The organism is Pseudomonas sp. D3-10, assembly GCF_051132175.1.
Taxonomy (GTDB): Bacteria; Pseudomonadota; Gammaproteobacteria; order Pseudomonadales; family Pseudomonadaceae; genus Aquipseudomonas.
On the sequence record NZ_CP071668.1, the window covers coordinates 1,058,508 to 1,076,098 of the forward strand.

Here is a 17,591-nt window from a genome sequence, read left to right on the forward strand (position 1 = left end):
GCTCGGACCTGCGCTGTATACCGCGAAGAACATCGCAATCATGCCAGGCACAGACTTTTAGCTAGACGAGTCGACCCTATTCGGGGTCACGGAGTTCTTTCCTTGCTTATGCGCGAAACCCCTGTAGTCATCGATGGCCCGGTGGGCCAACTGGAAGCCTTGTACCTGGACAGCGAGGCTCCCCGCGGCCTGGCGCTGATCTGCCACCCGAACCCGGTACAGGGTGGGACCATGCTCAACAAAGTGGTGTCGACCCTGCAACGCACCGCTCGGGATGCCGGCCTGGTTACGTTGCGTTTCAATTATCGTGGCGTCGGCGCCAGTGCCGGCAGTCATGACATGGGTACCGGCGAAGTGGATGACGCCCAGGCCGCAGCCGCCTGGCTGCTGGAAAAACACCCCGGCCTGCCGCTGACCCTGTTCGGTTTCTCTTTCGGCGGCTTCGTTGCCGCGACCCTCGGCGGGCGCCTGGAAGCCCAGGGTCAATCCCTCAAGCACCTGTTCATGGTTGCCCCCGCGGTGATGCGCCTGAACGAGCAATCGCCTTTGCCGAAGGGGGGAGAGTTGACCGTGATCCAGCCGGAAACCGACGAAGTGGTGGATCCGCAACTGGTTTACACCTGGTCCGAGGCGCTCGAACGCCCCCATGAGCTGCTGAAAGTGGCAGAATGCGGACACTTTTTCCATGGCAAGCTGACCGATCTCAAGGATCTGCTCTTGCCGCGCCTCTCGAATTGACAGCAGTCTGACAAGCGATAATCCATGACGACGCGTACCCGTATCCTGACTGGCATCACCACTACTGGCACCCCGCACCTGGGCAACTATGCTGGCGCCATCCGTCCGGCGATCCTCGCCAGCCGCGACAGCAATGCCGATTCGTTCTACTTCCTGGCTGACTATCACGCCCTGATCAAGTGCGATGACCCGATGCGCATCCAGCGCTCGCGCCTGGAAATCGCCGCCACCTGGCTGGCCGGCGGCCTGGATGTGGACCGTGTGACGTTTTATCGCCAGTCTGACATTCCCGAAATTCCGGAGCTGACCTGGCTGCTGACCTGCGTCGCCGCCAAGGGCCTGCTCAACCGTGCCCACGCCTATAAGGCGTCGGTGGACAAGAACGTCGAGGCCGGCGAAGACCCGGACGCCGGCATCACCATGGGGCTGTACAGCTACCCGGTGTTGATGGCGGCTGACATCCTGATGTTCAACGCTCACAAGGTGCCGGTCGGTCGCGACCAGATCCAGCACGTGGAAATGGCCCGCGACATCGGCCAGCGCTTCAACCACCTGTTCGGCAAGGGCAAGGAGTTCTTCACCATGCCCGAGGCACTGATCGAGGAAAGCGTCGCCACGTTGCCGGGGCTCGATGGCCGCAAGATGTCCAAGAGCTATGACAACACCATCCCGTTGTTCAGCAGCGCCAAGGACATGAAGGATGCGATCTCGCGGATCGTCACTGACTCCCGCGCACCAGGCGAAGCCAAGGATCCGGACAACTCGCATTTGTTCACCTTGTTCCAAGCGTTCGCCACTGCCGAACAGTCCGCCGAGTTCCGTAGCGAACTGCTGCAGGGCCTGGGTTGGGGCGAAGCCAAGAATCGTCTGTTCCAGTTGCTCGACAGCGAGCTGGGCGAAGCGCGCGAGCGTTATCACCAGTTCATCGAGCGCCCATCGGACCTCGAAGACATCCTGCAACTGGGCGCGAGCAAGGCCCGGGCCGTGGCGACACCGTTCCTCAACGAGCTGCGGGAGGCCGTCGGCCTGCGCTCCTTCGTCAGCCAGGTCCAAGTGGCGACCCAGACCAAAAAGAAAGCAGCCAAGGCAGCGCGCTTCGTCAGCTTCCGCGACGAGGACGGGAGTTTCCGATTCCGCCTGCTTTCCGCCGATGGCGAGCAACTGTTGCTCTCCAACAACTTTGCCGACGGCAAGACAGCGGGGCAGGTGACCAAGCAGTTGCAGTCCGGCCAACCCTTGGACGTACGCAGTGACGACTTGGGTTTCGGTGTCTGGCTCGACGGTGCATGCGTGGCCCAGAGCCCGGCGTTTGCTGACAGCGCCGCTCGGGATGCGGCCATCGACGCGTTGCGCGTGGCCCTGACGCCTGCCCAGGACTAAGCGAAGACGTCACCCGACCATCGGCCCGAATAAGGGCCGATTGCCATTCTTCTGGGCCATCGCTACAGTGACGGCCCGTTTTTGTTGCCTTGCTAACGAATATGACGCCCCTAGAACGATATCAAGCTGATCTGAAACGCCCGGAATTCTTTCACGACGCAGCCCAGGAAACGGCCGTGCGGCACTTGCAGCGCCTGTACGACGACCTGATCGCCGCGTCGAACAACAAGCCGGGCTTGTTGGGCAAACTGTTCGGCAAGAAAGACCAGGCGCCGGTCAAGGGCCTGTATTTCTGGGGCGGCGTCGGCCGTGGCAAGACTTACCTGGTGGACACCTTCTTCGAAGCGCTGCCGTTCAAGGAAAAGACGCGGACGCACTTCCACCGCTTCATGAAGCGCGTGCACGAAGAAATGAAAACCCTGGGCGGCGAAAAGAACCCGCTGACCATCATCGCCAAGCGCTTCGCCGCCGAAACCCGGGTGATCTGCTTCGATGAATTCTTCGTCTCCGACATCACCGATGCCATGATCCTGGGCACGCTGATGGAGGAGCTGTTCAAGAACGGCGTAACCCTGGTCGCCACCTCGAACATCGTGCCCGATGGCCTCTACAAGGACGGCCTGCAACGGGCGCGTTTCCTGCCGGCCATCAAGCTGATCAAAGAACACACCGAAGTCGTCAACGTCGACAGCGGCGTGGACTATCGCCTGCGTCACCTCGAGCAAGCGGAGCTGTTCCATTTCCCGCTGGATGCCGCCGCCGAAGAGAGCCTGCGCAAGAGCTTCCGCGCCCTCACGCCGGAATGCACCCAGGCGGTCGAGAACGATGTGCTGATCATCGAGAATCGCGAAATCCGCGCCATCCGCACCTGTGACGACGTGGCCTGGTTCGACTTCCGCGAATTGTGCGACGGCCCTCGCAGCCAGAACGATTACATCGAGCTGGGCAAGATCTTCCACGCTGTGTTGCTCAGCGGCGTCGAGCAGATGAGCGTCACCACTGATGACATCGCTCGGCGTTTCATCAACATGGTTGACGAGTTCTACGACCGCAACGTGAAGCTGATCATCTCGGCCGAAGTCGAACTCAAGGACCTGTACACGGGCGGGCGCCTGACGTTCGAGTTCCAGCGGACCCTGAGTCGCTTGCTGGAGATGCAGTCCCACGAATTCCTGTCGCGGGCGCATAAGCCTTAAGAGATCGGAAAATCAAAAAAGGCCTGCGATTGCAGGCCTTTTTATTTGCTGGTTCCCCACTTAACCCCTGTGGGAGCGAGCTTGCTCGCGATGGCGATGTGTGAGTCAACATCCATGCTGCTGATCCACCGCCATCGCGAGCAAGCTCGCTCCCACAATGGATTTTTGCCCGGTACTTGGCCTACGCCGCCTGCTGAAACTGCTGCCGATACTGGTTCGGCGACAGGTCGGTGTGTTGCCGGAACAGTCGCGCAAAAAAGCTCGCGTCGTCGTAACCCACTTCATAACTGATGGTCTTGATGCTCTTTCGACTGCCGGACAGCAGGCCCTTGGCGGTTTCGATCCGCAACCGTTGCAGGTAATGCAGGGGCTTGTCGCCCGTGGCGGTCTGGAAGCGACGCATGAAATTGCGGATGCTCATGCCGTGCTCGCGGGCGACGTCCTCGAAGCGGAACTTGTCGGCGAAGTGCTCTTCGAGCCACTGCTGGATCTGCAGGATGATCACATCCTGATGCAGCTTCTGCCCGCCGAAGCCGATCCGTCCTGGTGAATAGCTACGTTGCACTTCATAGAGAATGTCCCGCGCCACGGCTTGGGCGACGTTGGCGCCGCAGAAGCGCTCAATCAAATAGATATACAGATCACATGCCGACGTGGTGCCACCTGCGCAGAACAAGTTGTCCGCGTCGGTCAAATGCTTGTCCTGGTTCAAGTGGACCTGGGGGAAACGTTCCTTGAAGGCATTGAAAAAGCGCCAATAAGTGGTGGCCTCCTTACCGTCGAGAAGCCCAGCCTCGGCCAGCCAGAAGACCCCGGTGGCTTCGCCGCAGAGCACCGCGCCGCGCGCGTGTTGTTCGCGCAGCCACGGCAGGACTTGTGGGTAACGTTGGCTGAGGGTTGCGAAATCATCCCAGAAGGCCGGCAGGATGATGACGTCGGTGTTTTCCAGGCCGCCGTCCACCGGCATGATCACATCGCTGAAGCTGTTCACCGGTTGGCCATCGGGGCTGACCAGGCGGGTTTCAAACGCCGGCGTCAGGCCGTGGCCCAATTGTTTGCCATAGCGCAGGCTGGCCAGGTGGAAAAAATCCTTGGCTTGCATGAGGGTGGAAGCGAAAACCCGGTCGATGGCCAGGATGCTGACGCGCCGCAAGGGCGTGGAGACGTGCATGGACATAATTCATCTTTATTTTTATAGGGGATAGTGGTCATCAAACGGCTGGATCGTCTTATTTTTTGGCGCAAGTGTCCAGTGTCCCGTTGTGCGCGGCAGGCTTAGGCTCTGTCGGATAAGCCATCCAACAATAACCAAAGGTGCGCCATGATCCCCAGAACCCTGTTCAGTCCCGAGCACGAATTGTTTCGCGACAGCGTACGAACTTTCCTAGAAAAAGAAGCCGTGCCGTACCACAGCCAGTGGGAAAAACAGGGGCACATCGATCGTGAACTCTGGAACAAGGCAGGGGAGGCGGGGATGTTGTGCTCGCACCTTCCGGAGGCCTACGGTGGGCTGGAAGCGGATTTTCTCTACAGCGCGGTGGTGATCGAGGAAATCGGTCGCCTGGGGCTGACCGGGATCGGTTTCTCGTTGCACTCCGATATCGTTGCGCCGTACATCCTTCATTACGGCAGCGAGGCGTTGAAACATAAATATCTGCCGAAACTGGTATCCGGCGAAATGGTGACCGCCATTGCCATGACCGAGCCGGGCGCGGGCTCCGACTTGCAAGGGGTGAAGACCACCGCGGTGTTGGACGGCGATGAATACGTCATCAACGGCTCCAAGACATTCATCACCAACGGCTTCCTTGCGGACCTGGTCATCGTCGTCGCCAAGACCGACCCGAAGGCTGGCGCCAAGGGCACCAGCCTGTTCCTGGTGGAAGCGGGGACGCCCGGCTTCGAGAAAGGCAAGCGCCTGGAAAAAGTGGGAATGAAAGCCCAGGACACGTCCGAATTATTCTTCCAGGACGTGCGGGTGCCGAAGGAGAACCTGTTGGGGCAGGCGGGTATGGGGTTCGCCTACCTGATGCAGGAACTGCCGCAGGAGCGCCTGACCGTCGCCATTGGTGGCCTCGCCTCGGCCGAAGCGGCGCTGCAATGGACACTGGACTACACCCGCGACCGCAAGGCATTCGGCAAGTCCATTGCCGAGTTTCAGAACACCCGCTTCAAACTCGCCGAAATGGCCACCGAAATCCAGATTGGCCGGGTCTTTGTCGACCGTTGCCTGGAGCTTCACCTGCAAGGCAAGCTCGACGTGCCGACGGCGGCGATGGTCAAGTACTGGGGCACCGATCTGCAATGCAAAGTGCTGGACGAATGCGTACAGCTGCATGGCGGTTACGGTTTCATGTGGGAATACCCGGTTGCCCGGGCATGGGCGGATGCGCGAGTGCAGCGGATCTATGCCGGGACCAATGAAATCATGAAGGAGATCATTGCGCGGTCGCTTTGATAAGGGGGTGGCCTTGAGTCCGCTATCGCGAGCAGGCTCGCTCCCACAGGTGTTTGTGTCGCTCGCGATCTAGCGGTCGAACATAAAGCCAGTGTGGGAGCGAGCCTGCTCGCGATTGGGCCTATGAGTCAATCAAGGCGCCGGGTTCGGCTGATCCTTGTGAATCGCCTCGATCCCCGCCAGCACTTCATCCGACAGCTTCAAGTCGAAGCTGGCGATGTTGCTGTCCAGTTGCTCCAGCGTGGTGGCGCCGATGATGTTGCTGGTGACGAATGGCTGTTGGGTGACGAACGCCAGCGCCATCTGCGCCGGGTCCAGGCCGTGCTCACGGGCCAGGGCCACATAGCGGCTGCACGCGGCTTCCGACTGCGGATTGAAGTAGCGCATGAAGCGGCTGTACAGCGTCAGGCGGCCTTTGGCGGGGCGCGCGCCGTTTTCATATTTCCCCGACAGGAAGCCGAACGCCAGCGGTGAATAAGCGAGCAGGCCGCACTGTTCGCGGATGGCAACCTCGGCCAGGCCGATTTCAAAGCTGCGGTTGAGCAGGTTGTACGGGTTCTGGATCGACACGGCGCGCGGCCAGCCACGGGCCTCGGCCAAAGCGAGGAATTTCATGGTGCCCCACGGCGTCTCGTTGGACAGGCCGATGTGGCGGATCTTGCCGGCCCGGACCTGCTCGTCGAGGGCTTCGAGGGTTTCCTCCAGGGGCGTGAAGTCTTCGTCGGCCTTGTGGGTGTAGCCCAGTTGGCCAAAGAAATTGGTGCTGCGTTCCGGCCAGTGGAGTTGGTAAAGGTCGATCCAGTCGGTCTGCAGGCGCTTGAGGCTGGCGTCCAGTGCTTCGACGATGTGGCGGCGGTTGTGCTTGAGGTTCTTGTCGCGAATGTAGTCGATGGTGTTGCCTGGGCCGGCGATCTTGCTCGCCAGGATCCAGTCGGCGCGGTCGCCACGGCTCTTGAAGTAGTTGCCGATGTAGCGCTCGGTAGTCGCGTAGGTGTCGGCCTTGGGCGGCACGGGGTACATTTCGGCAGTGTCGATGAAGTTGATGCCGGCACCCTTGGCGCGTTCGATTTGGGCGAATGCCTCGGCCTCGCTGTTCTGCTCACCCCAGGTCATGGTGCCGAGGCACAGGGCGCTGACATTCAGATCGGTACGGCCTAGCTTGCGATAGTCCATCGGGGACTCCTTGGGCAAAACAATCATAAAAGCAGGTTGAAATATTTTTCGCAATCTGCATAATTGCGCACCTCTTTCTGCAGTGGAAGTGATGCGCCGCCGCCGAAGAATCTTGCCGTTGAACGGACGCGCCGACCCGAGCCCCCGAAAGCGTCTGTATCCGGCTGCCTTTGACTTGTCAAAGTACGCACTATTCAGTAAGATCCGCCGTCTAATTTACAGGGCGGCCCCTGAGGCTATAAAGAATGAAAACTTTTACTGCTAAACCGGAAACAGTAAAGCGCGACTGGTTTGTCGTCGACGCTGCTGGTCAGACCCTGGGTCGTCTGGCCACCGAAATCGCGAGCCGTCTGCGTGGCAAGCACAAGCCTGAGTACACCCCTCACGTTGACACCGGCGACTACATCGTCGTAATCAACGCCGAGCAAGTACGTGTTACTGGCGCTAAAACCACTGACAAAATGTACTACTCCCACTCCGGTTTTCCTGGCGGCATCAAGTCGATCAACTTTGAAAAGCTGATCGCCAAAGCCCCTGAGCGCGTGATCGAGACCGCGGTTAAAGGCATGCTGCCTAAGAACCCGCTGGGTCGCGACATGTATCGTAAGCTGAAGGTTTATGCGGGCGCTGCTCACCCTCATACTGCTCAGCAGCCCCAAGAACTGAAGTTTTAACGGAATAGTTCATTATGTCGGCGACTCAAAATTACGGCACTGGCCGTCGCAAGACTGCAACCGCACGCGTTTTCCTGCGTCCGGGCACTGGTAACATCTCCATCAACAACCGCTCCCTGGATAACTTCTTCGGCCGCGAAACTGCCCGCATGGTAGTTCGTCAGCCGCTGGAACTGACCGAGACCGTCGAAAAATTCGACATCTACGTCACCGTTATCGGTGGTGGTGTAAGTGGCCAGGCTGGCGCAATCCGCCACGGCATCACTCGCGCCCTGATGGATTACGACGAAACTCTGCGCAGCGCCCTGCGTAAAGCTGGCTTCGTAACTCGCGATGCTCGCGAAGTTGAACGTAAGAAAGTCGGTCTGCGTAAAGCGCGTAAGCGTCCGCAGTACTCGAAGCGTTAATTTCGCTTCCGCGTTCAAAAGGCGCCCAGTTCCTCACGGAGCTGGGCGTTTTTTTATGTGCGAAATAAATGCTCTGTGACAACTTGCCACATTCGTAGAGCCCCTATACTACAAGGCTTGGCGGTTTAGCCGCTTGGTAATTACCTTGTCAGAATTGGGGGTTTTCATTACCATTCGGCAAAATTTTTATAAGTTCAGATTTTTACTTAGTAGACGCCTGATTTAACAGGCCACAAAGCTGATGGGAGAGGACTGAATGAGCAATGACGGCGTGAATGCAGGCCGGCGTCGCTTCCTGGTAGCAGCCACATCCGTGGTGGGTGCTGCAGGAGCGGTGGGGGCTGCGGTCCCGTTCGTGGGGTCATGGTTTCCCAGCGCCAAGGCGAAAGCCGCAGGTGCACCGGTGAAAGTGAATGTCAGCAAGATCGAGCCAGGCCAGCAGATGATTGCTGAATGGCGCGGTCAGCCGGTGTTTATCGTCCGCCGTACAGAGGAAATCCTGGGGAATCTGAAAAAGATCGAGGGCCAGCTCTCCGATCCCTCCTCCAAGAACTCGGTCCAACCGGAATACGTCAACCCTGAAACGCGCTCGATCAAGCCGGAAGTCCTGCTGCTGATCGGGATCTGCACGCACCTGGGTTGCTCGCCAACGTTCCGTCCCGAAGTGGCCCCTGCCGACCTGGGTAAAGACTGGGTCGGTGGTTATTTCTGCCCATGCCACGGCTCCCACTATGACCTGGCCGGTCGCGTCTACAAATCGCAGCCCGCACCCCTAAACCTGCCAGTTCCCCCGCATTCCTATGAGTCGGACGACATCATTGTCGTTGGCGTCGATACGGAGAAAGCGTGATGAGCAAATTAATGGACTGGTTTGATGCGCGCTTTCCCGCGACCAAAATGTGGGAAGACCATCTCAGCAAGTATTACGCTCCGAAGAACTTCAACTTCTTCTACTTCTTTGGCTCCTTGGCGTTGCTCGTCCTGGTCAACCAGATCGTCACCGGCGTCTGGCTGACGATGAGCTACACCCCCTCGGCAGAAGAGGCGTTCGCCTCCGTTGAATACATCATGCGCGACGTCGAGTACGGCTCGATCCTGCGCCTGCTGCACTCCACCGGCGCTTCGGCGTTCTTTATCGTCGTCTACCTGCATATGTTCCGTGGCCTGCTTTACGGTTCATACCAGAAGCCGCGCGAACTGGTGTGGGTCTTCGGCATGCTGATCTACCTGGCGCTGATGGCTGAAGCCTTCATGGGCTACCTGCTGCCGTGGGGCCAGATGTCCTACTGGGGTGCCCAGGTGATCATCTCGCTGTTCGGTGCGATCCCGGTCATCGGCGATGACCTGACCCAGTGGATCCGCGGTGACTACCTGATCTCGGGCATCACCTTGAACCGCTTCTTCGCTTTGCATGTGGTTGCCCTGCCGATCGTGATCCTCGGCCTGGTAGTGCTGCACATCCTGGCGCTGCACGAAGTGGGCTCGAACAACCCGGACGGCGTGGACATCAAGAAGCACAAGGACGAAAACGGCGTACCGCTGGATGGCATCGCCTTCCACCCGTACTACACCGTGAAAGACATCGTCGGCGTGGTGGTCTTCCTGTTCATCTTCTGCTCCATCGTGTTCTTCTTCCCGGAAATGGGCGGTTACTTCCTCGAGAAGCCGAACTTCGAACAGGCCAACGCCTTCAAGACCCCCGAGCACATTGCTCCGGTCTGGTACTTCACGCCGTTCTACGCAATTTTGCGGGCTGTTCCTGACAAGCTGCTGGGCGTCATCGCCATGGGCGCCGCCATTGCCGTGCTGTTCGTCCTGCCGTGGCTGGACCGCAGCCCCGTCAAGTCGATGCGTTACAAAGGCTGGCTGAGCAAGATCTGGCTCTGGGTGTTCTGCATTTCGTTCGTGATCCTGGGCGTGCTGGGCGTACTGGCGCCGACACCGGGCCGGACGCTGCTGTCGCAGGTCTGCACATTCCTGTACTTCGCCTACTTCATTCTGATGCCTTTCTACACCAGGCTCGAGAAGACCAAACCGGTTCCGGAAAGGGTGACTGGCTGATGAAAAAACTATTTGCTGTACTGATTCTTGCTGCCATGCCAGCACTGTCCTTTGCGGCTGAACACGGTGGTCCGGAACTGGAAAAAGTCGACATCGACGTTTCCGACAAGGCGGCCATGCAGGACGGCGCTCGTACGTTCGCCAACTATTGCATGGGCTGCCACAGCGCCAAATTCCAGCGTTACGAGCGCGTGGCCGATGACTTGGGCATCCCCCACGAGCTGATGCTCGAAAAGCTTGTGTTCACTGGCGCCAAGCTGGGCGATCACATGAATATCGGCATGCAGCCTGCGGACGCCAAGTCATGGTTTGGCGCCGCGCCGCCGGACTTGACCCTGGTGGCCCGCGTGCGGGGTACCGATTGGCTCTACGGCTACCTGCGCTCGTTCTACGAAGATCCTGCGCGCCCATTGGGTTGGAACAACAAGGTCTTCCCGAACGTCGGGATGCCGAACGTACTGGTCGGCTTGCAAGGTCGCCAAGTGGTAGGCTGCAAGCAGGTCCAGATCGTCGAGGACGGCAAGAAGCAATATGATCCGCTGACCGGCACGGCTTTGACTCATGAGGCCTGCGACCAGCTGACCATCGTGCCAAACTCTGGCACTCTGACGCCTGAGCAGTTTGATGAGAAGGTCAAGAACCTGGTGACCTTCCTGGCCTACTCGGCCAACCCGGTGAAGCTGGAGCATCAGCGCATCGGTACGTATGTATTGCTGTACCTGGCGTTCTTCTTCGTATTCGCTTATCTGCTCAAGCGTGAATACTGGAAAGACGTGCATTGATAAAGCTGTAAGCCGTTGCTGTTAATCGTGCGCGCCCAAGGGCGTCTCTGAAGGTGTAACGAGCCTGGTCGGCCAGGTGGTTACGGGAGACGTCCTCTGGGCGCGCTCGTTTTTCCGTTTTTCGATAATTTCAACAAGCGAGGAGGATCGCCATGGGCGTGACCAATCGGTTGGCCTGTTACTCCGACCCCGCCGACCACTATTCCCACCGGGTACGCATCGTACTGGCCGAGAAGGGTGTCAGCGCCGAGATCATTTACGTTGAAGCGGGCCGTCAGCCGCCGAAGCTGATCGAGGTAAACCCTTACGGCAGCCTGCCAACGCTGGTCGATCGTGACCTGGCCTTGTGGGAGTCGACCGTGGTGATGGAGTACCTGGATGAGCGTTATCCGCATCCGCCTTTGCTGCCGGTATACCCCGTCGCGCGTGCCAACAGTCGCTTGCTCATCCATCGCATCCAGCGTGACTGGTGCGGGTTGGTGGATCTGATCCTGGATCAGCGAACCAAGGAACCGGCGCGGGTCGTGGCGCGTAAAGAACTGCGCGAAAGCCTGACGGGCGTGTCGCCGCTGTTTGTCGACAAGCCGTTTTTCCTCAGCGAGGAACAAAGTCTGGTGGATTGCTGCCTATTGCCCATACTCTGGCGTTTGCCGATCCTGGGTATCGAACTGCCGCGGCCCGCCAAGCCGCTGCTTGATTATATGGAGCGCCAATTTGCGCGTGAGGCTTTCCAGGCGAGTCTGTCTGCTGCCGAACGTGACATGCGCTAAGGCTTAGGGAGCCGCTATGAACTCCAGTCGACCTTATTTGGTCCGCGCGCTCTATGAGTGGATTGTGGACAACGATTGCACCCCGCACATGCTGGTCAATGCCGAGTATCCCTCGGTCCAGGTGCCGCAGGGTTTTGCCAACGACGGGCAGATTGTATTGAACGTATCGCCGGCCGCTGTGCGTCATCTGCACATGGATAATGATGCGGTCAGCTTCGAAGGGCGTTTTGGCGGCGTGCCGCACACGCTGTACGTGCCGATTGCTTCGATCCTGGGGATTTATGCCCGGGAAAATGGCCAGGGCATGGTATTCGAGCTGGAAGTGCCGCTGGAGGGCGAAGAAGAATTCGAGGCGGACGATGATATGCCTCCACCGGATGACGAACCGCCGCGGCCTAGCGGGCGGCCGAGCTTGAAGGTGGTGAAATAACTGGCGGAAGCTGTCTGCCGGCTGTTTGAACGAATGCCTGTATCGCTGGATACGGGCATTTTTTTTGGTTTTGGTGCCTATCCGTTTTTGCGTTGAGGTCATCCACGCTGAAGATTGTCCTCGAACGATGCACAAAAAAACGGCGCTTTCCCTCCAAGGAAAAGCGCCGCTCTTGTAACTTACTTGTTCAGTCGATGTACTCGAACAACTTAACGATCTTCTGCACCCCAGACACACCCTGTACAAGGTTGGTCGCCTGCGCAGCCTCCTGCTTGGTCAGCAGCCCCAGCAGATAGACAATCCCGTTCTCGGTCACGACCTTGATGCGCGACCCTGGAATGCTGGCGTCGGTCAGCATCTGCGTCTTGATCTTGGTCGTCAGCCAGGCATCGTTCTGGCGCGCCAGCAGGGAAGAGGGCTGCAAGACCTGCAATTCGTTATGCACGGTCTTGACCCGCTGCACGGCGCTGGCCTCCTGCTCGGCCTTGGCCTTGAGGTCGGCCCGTGGCGTCTGGCCGGCCAGCAGCACGACACCGTTGAAGCTGGTGACGACGATGTGCGAATTGTTGTCCAGGTCCGGGTCGGCCTTGGCGATGTTCACGCCGACTTTGGTTTCGATCAGGGAGTCATCGATCTTGCTGCCGAAGGTGCGGGTGCCGCGGTCATCTTCGATCGGCTTTTCCCGGCTGGCGTTAACCACCGATGTGCAGCCGCTGATGCCGAGGCACAGGGTCAGGGCCAGAAGGCCTAGGCGATTAGGGGTCATTCTTCACTCCCGAACAGTTGGCTGTCGATCAAGTCGCAAAGGCAATGGATCGCCAGCAGGTGGACTTCCTGAATACGTGCGGTGACATTGGCCGGTACGCGAATCTCGACGTCTTCGGGCAAGAGCAAGGATGCCATGCCGCCGCCGTCGCGACCGGTCAATGCTACGACAATCATTTCGCGATCATGTGCGGCCTGGATCGCTTGAATAATATTGGCCGAGTTACCGCTGGTGGAGATCGCCAGAAGCACATCGCCGGGTTGGCCGAGGGCGCGGATCTGCTTGGAGAACACTTCGTTGTAGCTGTAATCATTGGCGATCGAGGTGATCGTCGAGCTGTCGGTCGTCAATGCGATGGCCGGCAGGCTCGGGCGTTCGCGTTCGAAGCGGTTGAGCAGCTCCGATGAGAAGTGCTGGGCATCGCCGGCCGAACCGCCGTTGCCACACGAGAGCATCTTGCCTTCGTTGAGCAAGGCGTTGACCATCACTTGGCTGGCTTGCTCGATGTGCGGTGCAAGTACGTCCATCGCCTGTTGCTTGGTGTCGATACTGGCCTGAAAAAGCTGGCGGATTCGCGATTGCATGTCCATCTGTGTGACCTTAAGTAGCGCGACTTATCGGCACAAGCATGTGCGGCGCGCAAAGCAAAGAGCAAAAAAGTTGAATGAAGGTGTCCGGCCAGGCTGGGCGTTCAACTGTCGAAGGCGTTCTGCAGCCAGTTCAACTGGTCGGCGTTGCTGTCGATGGCGACCACGTCGAAGCGGCAGGGGTAATCGGCCCAGCGAGACTCGCGTTGCAGAAAGTACTGCGCGGCGAAAATCAGCTTCTGGCGCTTGCGCTCGTCGATGCTCTCGATCGCGCCGCCCCATTGGGTATTTTTTCTGTAGCGGACTTCGACGAATACTACTGTATCGCCGTCAAGCATGACCAGATCCAGCTCGCCGCGTTTACACAACCAGTTCTGTGCCAGCAGGCGCAGACCTTGTTGTTGCAGATGCGCGAGGGCTTGGCCCTCGGCATTCTTTCCGCTTTGCAAGTGTGATCGGTCAAGCATCAGCGCTGGGTGTCCGGCAGGCGCTGCACCTGGCCATTGATGAACTGGGCCCACGGCAATTGACGTTGCACGCGTTGGGTTGGCGAGATCGCCAGGCTGCCTGACAGGCCTTCGATGCGGCTGTCCGGAAGTGCCTTGAGCTGGCCCAGGCGTGGAGCGAGGCGATAGGCGTCGGCACCCATCGCATACAGTCGGCCCAGGCTGCCACCGGCCTGCGGCCATTGTGCAGTGACCTGCTGACGCAGTGGGTCGTTAGCGTCGAGCAGCCATGGCGTTTCACAGAAACGCACGCCATTCATGTCGTTGTACTGGTTCTGGTCGCCGCTGACGCTGAATACCGAAGACGTCGCATAGACCGGCACGTCGCCGGCGTACTGGAAGTTCAGGGTCGGCTTGATCTGCTGGGCCTGCTGCGGAGTCGATGCCAGGAAAATGAACTCGATGTCCTGGCGACGCGAAGGCTGGGCCGCTACTGCGGTGCCCACCGTGCTTTGCAGGCTCTTGGCGCGACCTTCGCTCTGGCGCAACTGGAACATGTCGGCGATCTGCTGGGCCAGTTGCACAGGCTGGTCGACACGCTCGATCGCAACGATGGTGCCGCCATTGGCCTGCCAGTCCTGGCTGAAGGCTTTCAATACCCGATCGCCCCATTCGCCTTTCGGCACCATGGCGGCGGCGCGATGCAGGCCGTCGGCGCGAGCACGACGGGATACTTCGCGGGCTTCATCTTCCGGGGCCAAGCCGAACTGGAAGAGTTGGGGTGGGCCCTGTTCGCCCTCGCTGTAGTTCAATGCCAGGGTGGTAATCGGCAATTGCGGGCGAAGGCTGATCTGCTTGACCAGTGGTTTTTCCAGCGGGCCGACCACCAGTTGTACGCCGTCGGCCTGGGCCTTGCGGTAGAACTCGTCCATGGAAGTCAGGCTGGCGCTGTCATAGACCTGAATGCTTGGCGGCTTCTGTCCAGCCTGTTGGGCCTGGTAGTGCGCAGCCATGAACCCTTCGCGCAGGGCTTTGGCAACCGAGGCCAGCGGGCCGTTCTGCGGCAGCAGCAAGGCGATCTTGCTCAGCGGCTGGCTTGCCAGCTCCTTGAGCTTGACCAGTGGCGTCGGCAGTTGAAGCGCGGCTGGGTGTTTCGAGTTTTGTTCGCGCCAGCTGTCGATGGCGGCCTGTTGTTGCTCCAGGGTGCCGGCGGTTTTCACCGCCTTGGCCAGGCTCAACCAGCCACCGAGGTCGTCGGTGGTGGTCGGTTGCAGTTGATCGGTAGGCAGCGAAGCGATCAGCGACCAGATCGCCTCGTGGTTTTTCGCCGCGGCTTCGCCTTCCAGCAACGGCGCGATAAAGATCCGCTCCTTGGCGGCCGCCAGGGTCTGGCCATCGGCTTCTAGGGCGCGAGCACGCACGGTGCCGGTGCGCACTTGCTGTTCCACCGGCATTTCGCCCAGGTGCTGCAGGCTTGGATGGCCCAGGGACGTCAGCGCTGCCTTGGGCTGGTTGCGGGTCATCGCCAGTTCGGCTGACAGCGTGCTGGCGAAAATCTGCTGGCCGGGCTTGAGTTGCTCCAGCGGCACTTGTTGCAGGATCTGTGCGGACTGGCCGGCATTGCCCTGGCGGTAGGCCAGGTCCGCGGCGCTCAGGCGCAGCAGGGCGGCTTTTTCCGGGTTTTTGCTTTGGGTGGCCTGTTCGAGCAATTGCTCGATACTGGCATCCGGGGTGCGTGGGAGTTCGCCAAGGCTGGACGAAGGCGAACTGGCGCAAGCCGCCAGGAGGGCAGCGAGGCAGAGGGCGGAGAGCAGCCGCAGGCAAGCGATCATGTAAGTGTTCCTGATACGAGATCAAATTAGCGTCGAATTGTACCCAAGCAGCGGCTGGGGCGCGATGTTAGTGGTGTGAATCGATCAATTTAGGTATTTCAAAGAGTGCGGCGCAGCATAAATCCGAGGGTGTCGATTCCCCGTGGCGAGGGAGCTTGCTCCCGCTGGGCCGCGCAGCGGCCCCAAAACCATTCAACACGGTACATCAGAATGTGGCTGTCAGATTTTTACGGCTGCTGCGCAGCCGAGCGGGAGCAAGCTCCCTCGCCACAACTGCTAATGTGACCGGCCGAGAATGGCGGCACACGCTACAATGGCGGTTTTTACCCTCATGAGGTGTGCGTTTTGACTGCTCCAGGTGCTTCGAATTCCGCTGCTGGCTCGCTTTTCGTGGTGGCGACGCCTATTGGCAACCTGGACGATATCAGCGCCCGTGCGCTGAAGATCCTGAAGGACGTCGCCCTTATCGCCGCTGAAGATACCCGTCACTCCCAGCGCTTGCTGCAGCATTTCGGCATTTCCACGCCGCTGGCGGCGTGTCATGAACATAACGAGCGGGACGAGGGCAGTCGTTTTATCACCCGGCTGCTGGCGGGCGATAACGTGGCGCTGATTTCCGATGCCGGCACGCCGCTGATTTCCGATCCGGGTTATCACCTGGTGCGCCAGGCTCGTGCTGCTGGCATCAATGTGGTGCCAGTACCCGGGGCGTGTGCGTTGATCGCGGCGCTGTCGGCGGCCGGCTTGCCGTCGGATCGATTTATCTTCGAGGGCTTTCTGCCAGCCAAGGCGGTGGGGCGACGAGCGCGCCTGGAAGCTATAAAGGAAGAGCCGCGCACATTGATCTTTTATGAAGCGCCGCACCGTATCCTTGAATGCCTCCAGGATATGGAGCTGGTGTTTGGTCCCGAGCGCCAGGCGTTGCTGGCGCGGGAGCTGACGAAAACCTTCGAGACGCTCAAGGGGCTGCCCTTGGCGCAATTGCGAGGTTTCGTCGAAAGCGACAGCAACCAACAGCGCGGTGAATGCGTTGTACTGGTGGCCGGGTGGACGCCGCCGGAAAGCGAAGACGCCGTAAGTGGCGAAGCGATGCGCGTCCTGGATCTGTTGTTAGAGGAAATGCCATTGAAACGTGCGGCGGCCCTCGCCGCGCAGATCACCGGCGAGCGCAAGAATGTGCTGTATCAGGTCGCGCTGCAAAAGCAGAAGGACCAATGAAACCGCCATGCCCGGCTGGCTGCGGGCTTTTAGCGCTTGTTCTTGAGGCGCTGTACCGTTAACCTTCGCGGCGGAGAGTCGATCGGACAGTCGCTGCCCTCTATGAAAATTAGGGGGGGGAGGAAAGTCCGGGCTCCATAGGGCGAAGTGCCAGGTAATGCCTGGGAGGCGTGAGCCTACGGAAAGTGCCACAGAAAATAACCGCCTAAGCGTTTCGGCGCCGGTAAGGGTGAAAAGGTGCGGTAAGAGCGCACCGCACGGCTGGCAACAGTTCGTGGCTAGGTAAACCCCACTTGGAGCAAGACCAAATAGGGTCCCAAGGCGTGGCCCGCGCTGGGACCGGGTAGGTTGCTAAAGATGTCCAGTGATGGCCATCGTAGACGAATGACTGTTCAAGACAGAACCCGGCTTACAGATCGACTCTCCACCTTTTTCCCTCCCTGCCGGAATCGCTGGCAGACGCAGTTCCTAATACCAAAAAAATCTTACTCTTAACAAATCACTTTAACTTGTGCGCGCAGCCCCCTGTACTGCCTCAGGTTGGAGCGAAATTTCCTACGTCAGATTCTTGTTGCCCCTCCTGAAACGCTCCTAAATCTCCGATCTATAAGGCTTTTCCTTCATTCCGCGCCTTGACGGTGCGGTGGGCGCATTCCTATAGTGTGCGCAAGTG

General features: G+C 59.4%; 18 protein-coding genes and 1 other RNA gene. 13 read left to right on the top strand and 6 right to left on the bottom strand.

Annotated elements, in window-relative coordinates; genetic code table 11:
• Nucleotides 1-108: 108 nt before the first annotated feature.
• The 3 genes from J3P90_RS04600 (at nt 109) to zapE (ending at nt 3,314) form a co-directional block, all read left to right on the top strand.
• Nucleotides 109-738 carry an alpha/beta hydrolase gene (locus tag J3P90_RS04600; RefSeq protein WP_434564148.1) on the top strand — a complete coding sequence of 210 codons (630 nt, stop codon included), beginning with the start codon at nt 109-111 and terminating at the stop codon, nt 736-738.
• A 24-nt stretch (nt 739-762) separates the two neighbouring features.
• Nucleotides 763-2,118, top strand: a complete 1,356-nt coding sequence (locus J3P90_RS04605; RefSeq protein ID WP_434675889.1) for a tryptophan--tRNA ligase — start codon at nt 763-765, stop codon at nt 2,116-2,118.
• 101 nt (nt 2,119-2,219) lie between these two features.
• Nucleotides 2,220-3,314 carry a cell division protein ZapE gene (zapE, locus tag J3P90_RS04610; RefSeq protein ID WP_420765436.1) on the top strand — a complete coding sequence of 365 codons (1,095 nt, stop codon included), beginning with the start codon at nt 2,220-2,222 and terminating at the stop codon, nt 3,312-3,314.
• 181 nt (nt 3,315-3,495) lie between these two features.
• On the opposite strand, the gene J3P90_RS04615 is transcribed toward zapE, so the two are convergent.
• Nucleotides 3,496-4,392 carry a GlxA family transcriptional regulator gene (locus J3P90_RS04615; protein ID WP_420765651.1) on the bottom strand — a complete coding sequence of 299 codons (897 nt, stop codon included), beginning with the start codon at nt 4,390-4,392 and terminating at the stop codon, nt 3,496-3,498.
• Nucleotides 4,393-4,635: 243 nt separating this feature from the next.
• Between J3P90_RS04615 and J3P90_RS04620 the strand changes: the two genes are divergently transcribed.
• The gene (locus J3P90_RS04620; RefSeq protein WP_434675890.1) at nt 4,636-5,772 is read left to right on the top strand and encodes an acyl-CoA dehydrogenase family protein; all 1,137 of its coding nucleotides are present in this window, start codon (nt 4,636-4,638) and stop codon (nt 5,770-5,772) included.
• Between the two features lie 132 nt (nt 5,773-5,904).
• Here the strand turns inward: J3P90_RS04620 and J3P90_RS04625 are convergent, their stop codons facing one another.
• Nucleotides 5,905-6,945: an NADP(H)-dependent aldo-keto reductase gene (locus J3P90_RS04625; RefSeq protein ID WP_420765434.1), complete on the bottom strand. Its 1,041-nt coding sequence runs from the start codon at nt 6,943-6,945 to the stop codon at nt 5,905-5,907.
• A gap of 245 nt (nt 6,946-7,190) precedes the next feature.
• Here J3P90_RS04625 and rplM point away from each other — a divergent pair, with 245 nt between their 5' ends.
• The 7 genes from rplM to J3P90_RS04660 all read left to right on the top strand — a co-directional run bounded on the left by rplM (nt 7,191) and on the right by J3P90_RS04660 (nt 12,069).
• A complete protein-coding gene (rplM, locus tag J3P90_RS04630) occupies nt 7,191-7,619 on the top strand; it encodes a 50S ribosomal protein L13 (RefSeq protein ID WP_003205365.1) in 429 nt (142 codons plus the stop codon).
• Between the two features lie 14 nt (nt 7,620-7,633).
• On the top strand, nt 7,634-8,026 hold the full coding sequence (gene rpsI, locus J3P90_RS04635; RefSeq protein WP_003228056.1) for a 30S ribosomal protein S9: 393 nt from the start codon (nt 7,634-7,636) through the stop codon (nt 8,024-8,026).
• Nucleotides 8,027-8,282: 256 nt separating this feature from the next.
• A complete protein-coding gene (petA, locus tag J3P90_RS04640) occupies nt 8,283-8,876 on the top strand; it encodes a ubiquinol-cytochrome c reductase iron-sulfur subunit (RefSeq protein ID WP_305496657.1) in 594 nt (197 codons plus the stop codon).
• The gene (locus J3P90_RS04645) at nt 8,876-10,087 is read left to right on the top strand and encodes a cytochrome b (protein ID WP_305496655.1); all 1,212 of its coding nucleotides are present in this window, start codon (nt 8,876-8,878) and stop codon (nt 10,085-10,087) included. Before petA ends, J3P90_RS04645 begins: the two co-directional genes overlap by 1 nt.
• Nucleotides 10,087-10,869 (top strand): cytochrome c1, encoded by a 783-nt coding sequence (locus J3P90_RS04650; protein ID WP_420765433.1) that lies wholly within the window; start codon nt 10,087-10,089, stop codon nt 10,867-10,869. The genes J3P90_RS04645 and J3P90_RS04650 overlap by 1 nt, the downstream gene beginning before the upstream one ends.
• Nucleotides 10,870-11,021: 152 nt before the next feature.
• The gene (locus tag J3P90_RS04655; protein WP_420765432.1) at nt 11,022-11,639 is read left to right on the top strand and encodes a glutathione S-transferase N-terminal domain-containing protein; all 618 of its coding nucleotides are present in this window, start codon (nt 11,022-11,024) and stop codon (nt 11,637-11,639) included.
• 16 nt (nt 11,640-11,655) lie between these two features.
• The gene (locus tag J3P90_RS04660) at nt 11,656-12,069 is read left to right on the top strand and encodes a ClpXP protease specificity-enhancing factor (protein ID WP_434560531.1); all 414 of its coding nucleotides are present in this window, start codon (nt 11,656-11,658) and stop codon (nt 12,067-12,069) included.
• Nucleotides 12,070-12,256: 187 nt separating this feature from the next.
• On the opposite strand, the gene J3P90_RS04665 is transcribed toward J3P90_RS04660, so the two are convergent.
• The 4 genes from J3P90_RS04665 to J3P90_RS04680 all read right to left on the bottom strand — a co-directional run bounded on the left by J3P90_RS04665 (nt 12,257) and on the right by J3P90_RS04680 (nt 15,700).
• Nucleotides 12,257-12,835, bottom strand: a complete 579-nt coding sequence (locus J3P90_RS04665) for a BON domain-containing protein (protein WP_030139689.1) — start codon at nt 12,833-12,835, stop codon at nt 12,257-12,259.
• Nucleotides 12,832-13,425, bottom strand: coding sequence for a phosphoheptose isomerase (locus J3P90_RS04670; RefSeq protein ID WP_007928463.1), 594 nt, complete (start codon nt 13,423-13,425; stop codon nt 12,832-12,834). The genes J3P90_RS04665 and J3P90_RS04670 overlap by 4 nt, the downstream gene beginning before the upstream one ends.
• 101 nt (nt 13,426-13,526) lie before the next feature.
• Nucleotides 13,527-13,889: a YraN family protein gene (locus J3P90_RS04675; RefSeq protein ID WP_434675891.1), complete on the bottom strand. Its 363-nt coding sequence runs from the start codon at nt 13,887-13,889 to the stop codon at nt 13,527-13,529.
• Entirely contained in the window at nt 13,889-15,700 is a 1,812-nt protein-coding gene (locus J3P90_RS04680; RefSeq protein WP_434675892.1) for a penicillin-binding protein activator, read from the bottom strand. The genes J3P90_RS04675 and J3P90_RS04680 overlap by 1 nt, the downstream gene beginning before the upstream one ends.
• Nucleotides 15,701-16,045: 345 nt before the next feature.
• On the opposite strand from J3P90_RS04680, the gene rsmI reads away from it, so the two are divergent.
• Nucleotides 16,046-16,918 carry a 16S rRNA (cytidine(1402)-2'-O)-methyltransferase gene (rsmI, locus tag J3P90_RS04685; protein ID WP_420765429.1) on the top strand — a complete coding sequence of 291 codons (873 nt, stop codon included), beginning with the start codon at nt 16,046-16,048 and terminating at the stop codon, nt 16,916-16,918.
• Nucleotides 16,919-16,992: 74 nt separating this feature from the next.
• An RNA gene (gene rnpB / locus J3P90_RS04690) (RNase P RNA component class A) lies at nt 16,993-17,346 on the top strand.
• Nucleotides 17,347-17,591: the final 245 nt, after the last annotated feature.

Excerpts from the sequence above, each read along its gene's own strand:
- J3P90_RS04600 (WP_434564148.1), top strand. The coding sequence starts at position 109 with ATGCGCGAAACCCCTGTAGTCATCGATGGCCCGGTGGGCCAACTGGAA.
- J3P90_RS04605 (WP_434675889.1), top strand. The coding sequence starts at position 763 with ATGACGACGCGTACCCGTATCCTGACTGGCATCACCACTACTGGCACC.
- zapE (WP_420765436.1), top strand. The coding sequence starts at position 2,220 with ATGACGCCCCTAGAACGATATCAAGCTGATCTGAAACGCCCGGAATTC.
- J3P90_RS04620 (WP_434675890.1), top strand. The coding sequence starts at position 4,636 with ATGATCCCCAGAACCCTGTTCAGTCCCGAGCACGAATTGTTTCGCGAC.
- J3P90_RS04625 (WP_420765434.1), bottom strand. The coding sequence starts at position 6,945 with ATGGACTATCGCAAGCTAGGCCGTACCGATCTGAATGTCAGCGCCCTG.
- rplM (WP_003205365.1), top strand. The coding sequence starts at position 7,191 with ATGAAAACTTTTACTGCTAAACCGGAAACAGTAAAGCGCGACTGGTTT.
- rpsI (WP_003228056.1), top strand. The coding sequence starts at position 7,634 with ATGTCGGCGACTCAAAATTACGGCACTGGCCGTCGCAAGACTGCAACC.
- petA (WP_305496657.1), top strand. The coding sequence starts at position 8,283 with ATGAGCAATGACGGCGTGAATGCAGGCCGGCGTCGCTTCCTGGTAGCA.
- J3P90_RS04645 (WP_305496655.1), top strand. The coding sequence starts at position 8,876 with ATGAGCAAATTAATGGACTGGTTTGATGCGCGCTTTCCCGCGACCAAA.
- J3P90_RS04650 (WP_420765433.1), top strand. The coding sequence starts at position 10,087 with ATGAAAAAACTATTTGCTGTACTGATTCTTGCTGCCATGCCAGCACTG.
- J3P90_RS04655 (WP_420765432.1), top strand. The coding sequence starts at position 11,022 with ATGGGCGTGACCAATCGGTTGGCCTGTTACTCCGACCCCGCCGACCAC.
- J3P90_RS04660 (WP_434560531.1), top strand. The coding sequence starts at position 11,656 with ATGAACTCCAGTCGACCTTATTTGGTCCGCGCGCTCTATGAGTGGATT.
- J3P90_RS04665 (WP_030139689.1), bottom strand. The coding sequence starts at position 12,835 with ATGACCCCTAATCGCCTAGGCCTTCTGGCCCTGACCCTGTGCCTCGGC.
- J3P90_RS04670 (WP_007928463.1), bottom strand. The coding sequence starts at position 13,425 with ATGGACATGCAATCGCGAATCCGCCAGCTTTTTCAGGCCAGTATCGAC.
- J3P90_RS04675 (WP_434675891.1), bottom strand. The coding sequence starts at position 13,889 with ATGCTTGACCGATCACACTTGCAAAGCGGAAAGAATGCCGAGGGCCAA.
- J3P90_RS04680 (WP_434675892.1), bottom strand. The coding sequence starts at position 15,700 with ATGATCGCTTGCCTGCGGCTGCTCTCCGCCCTCTGCCTCGCTGCCCTC.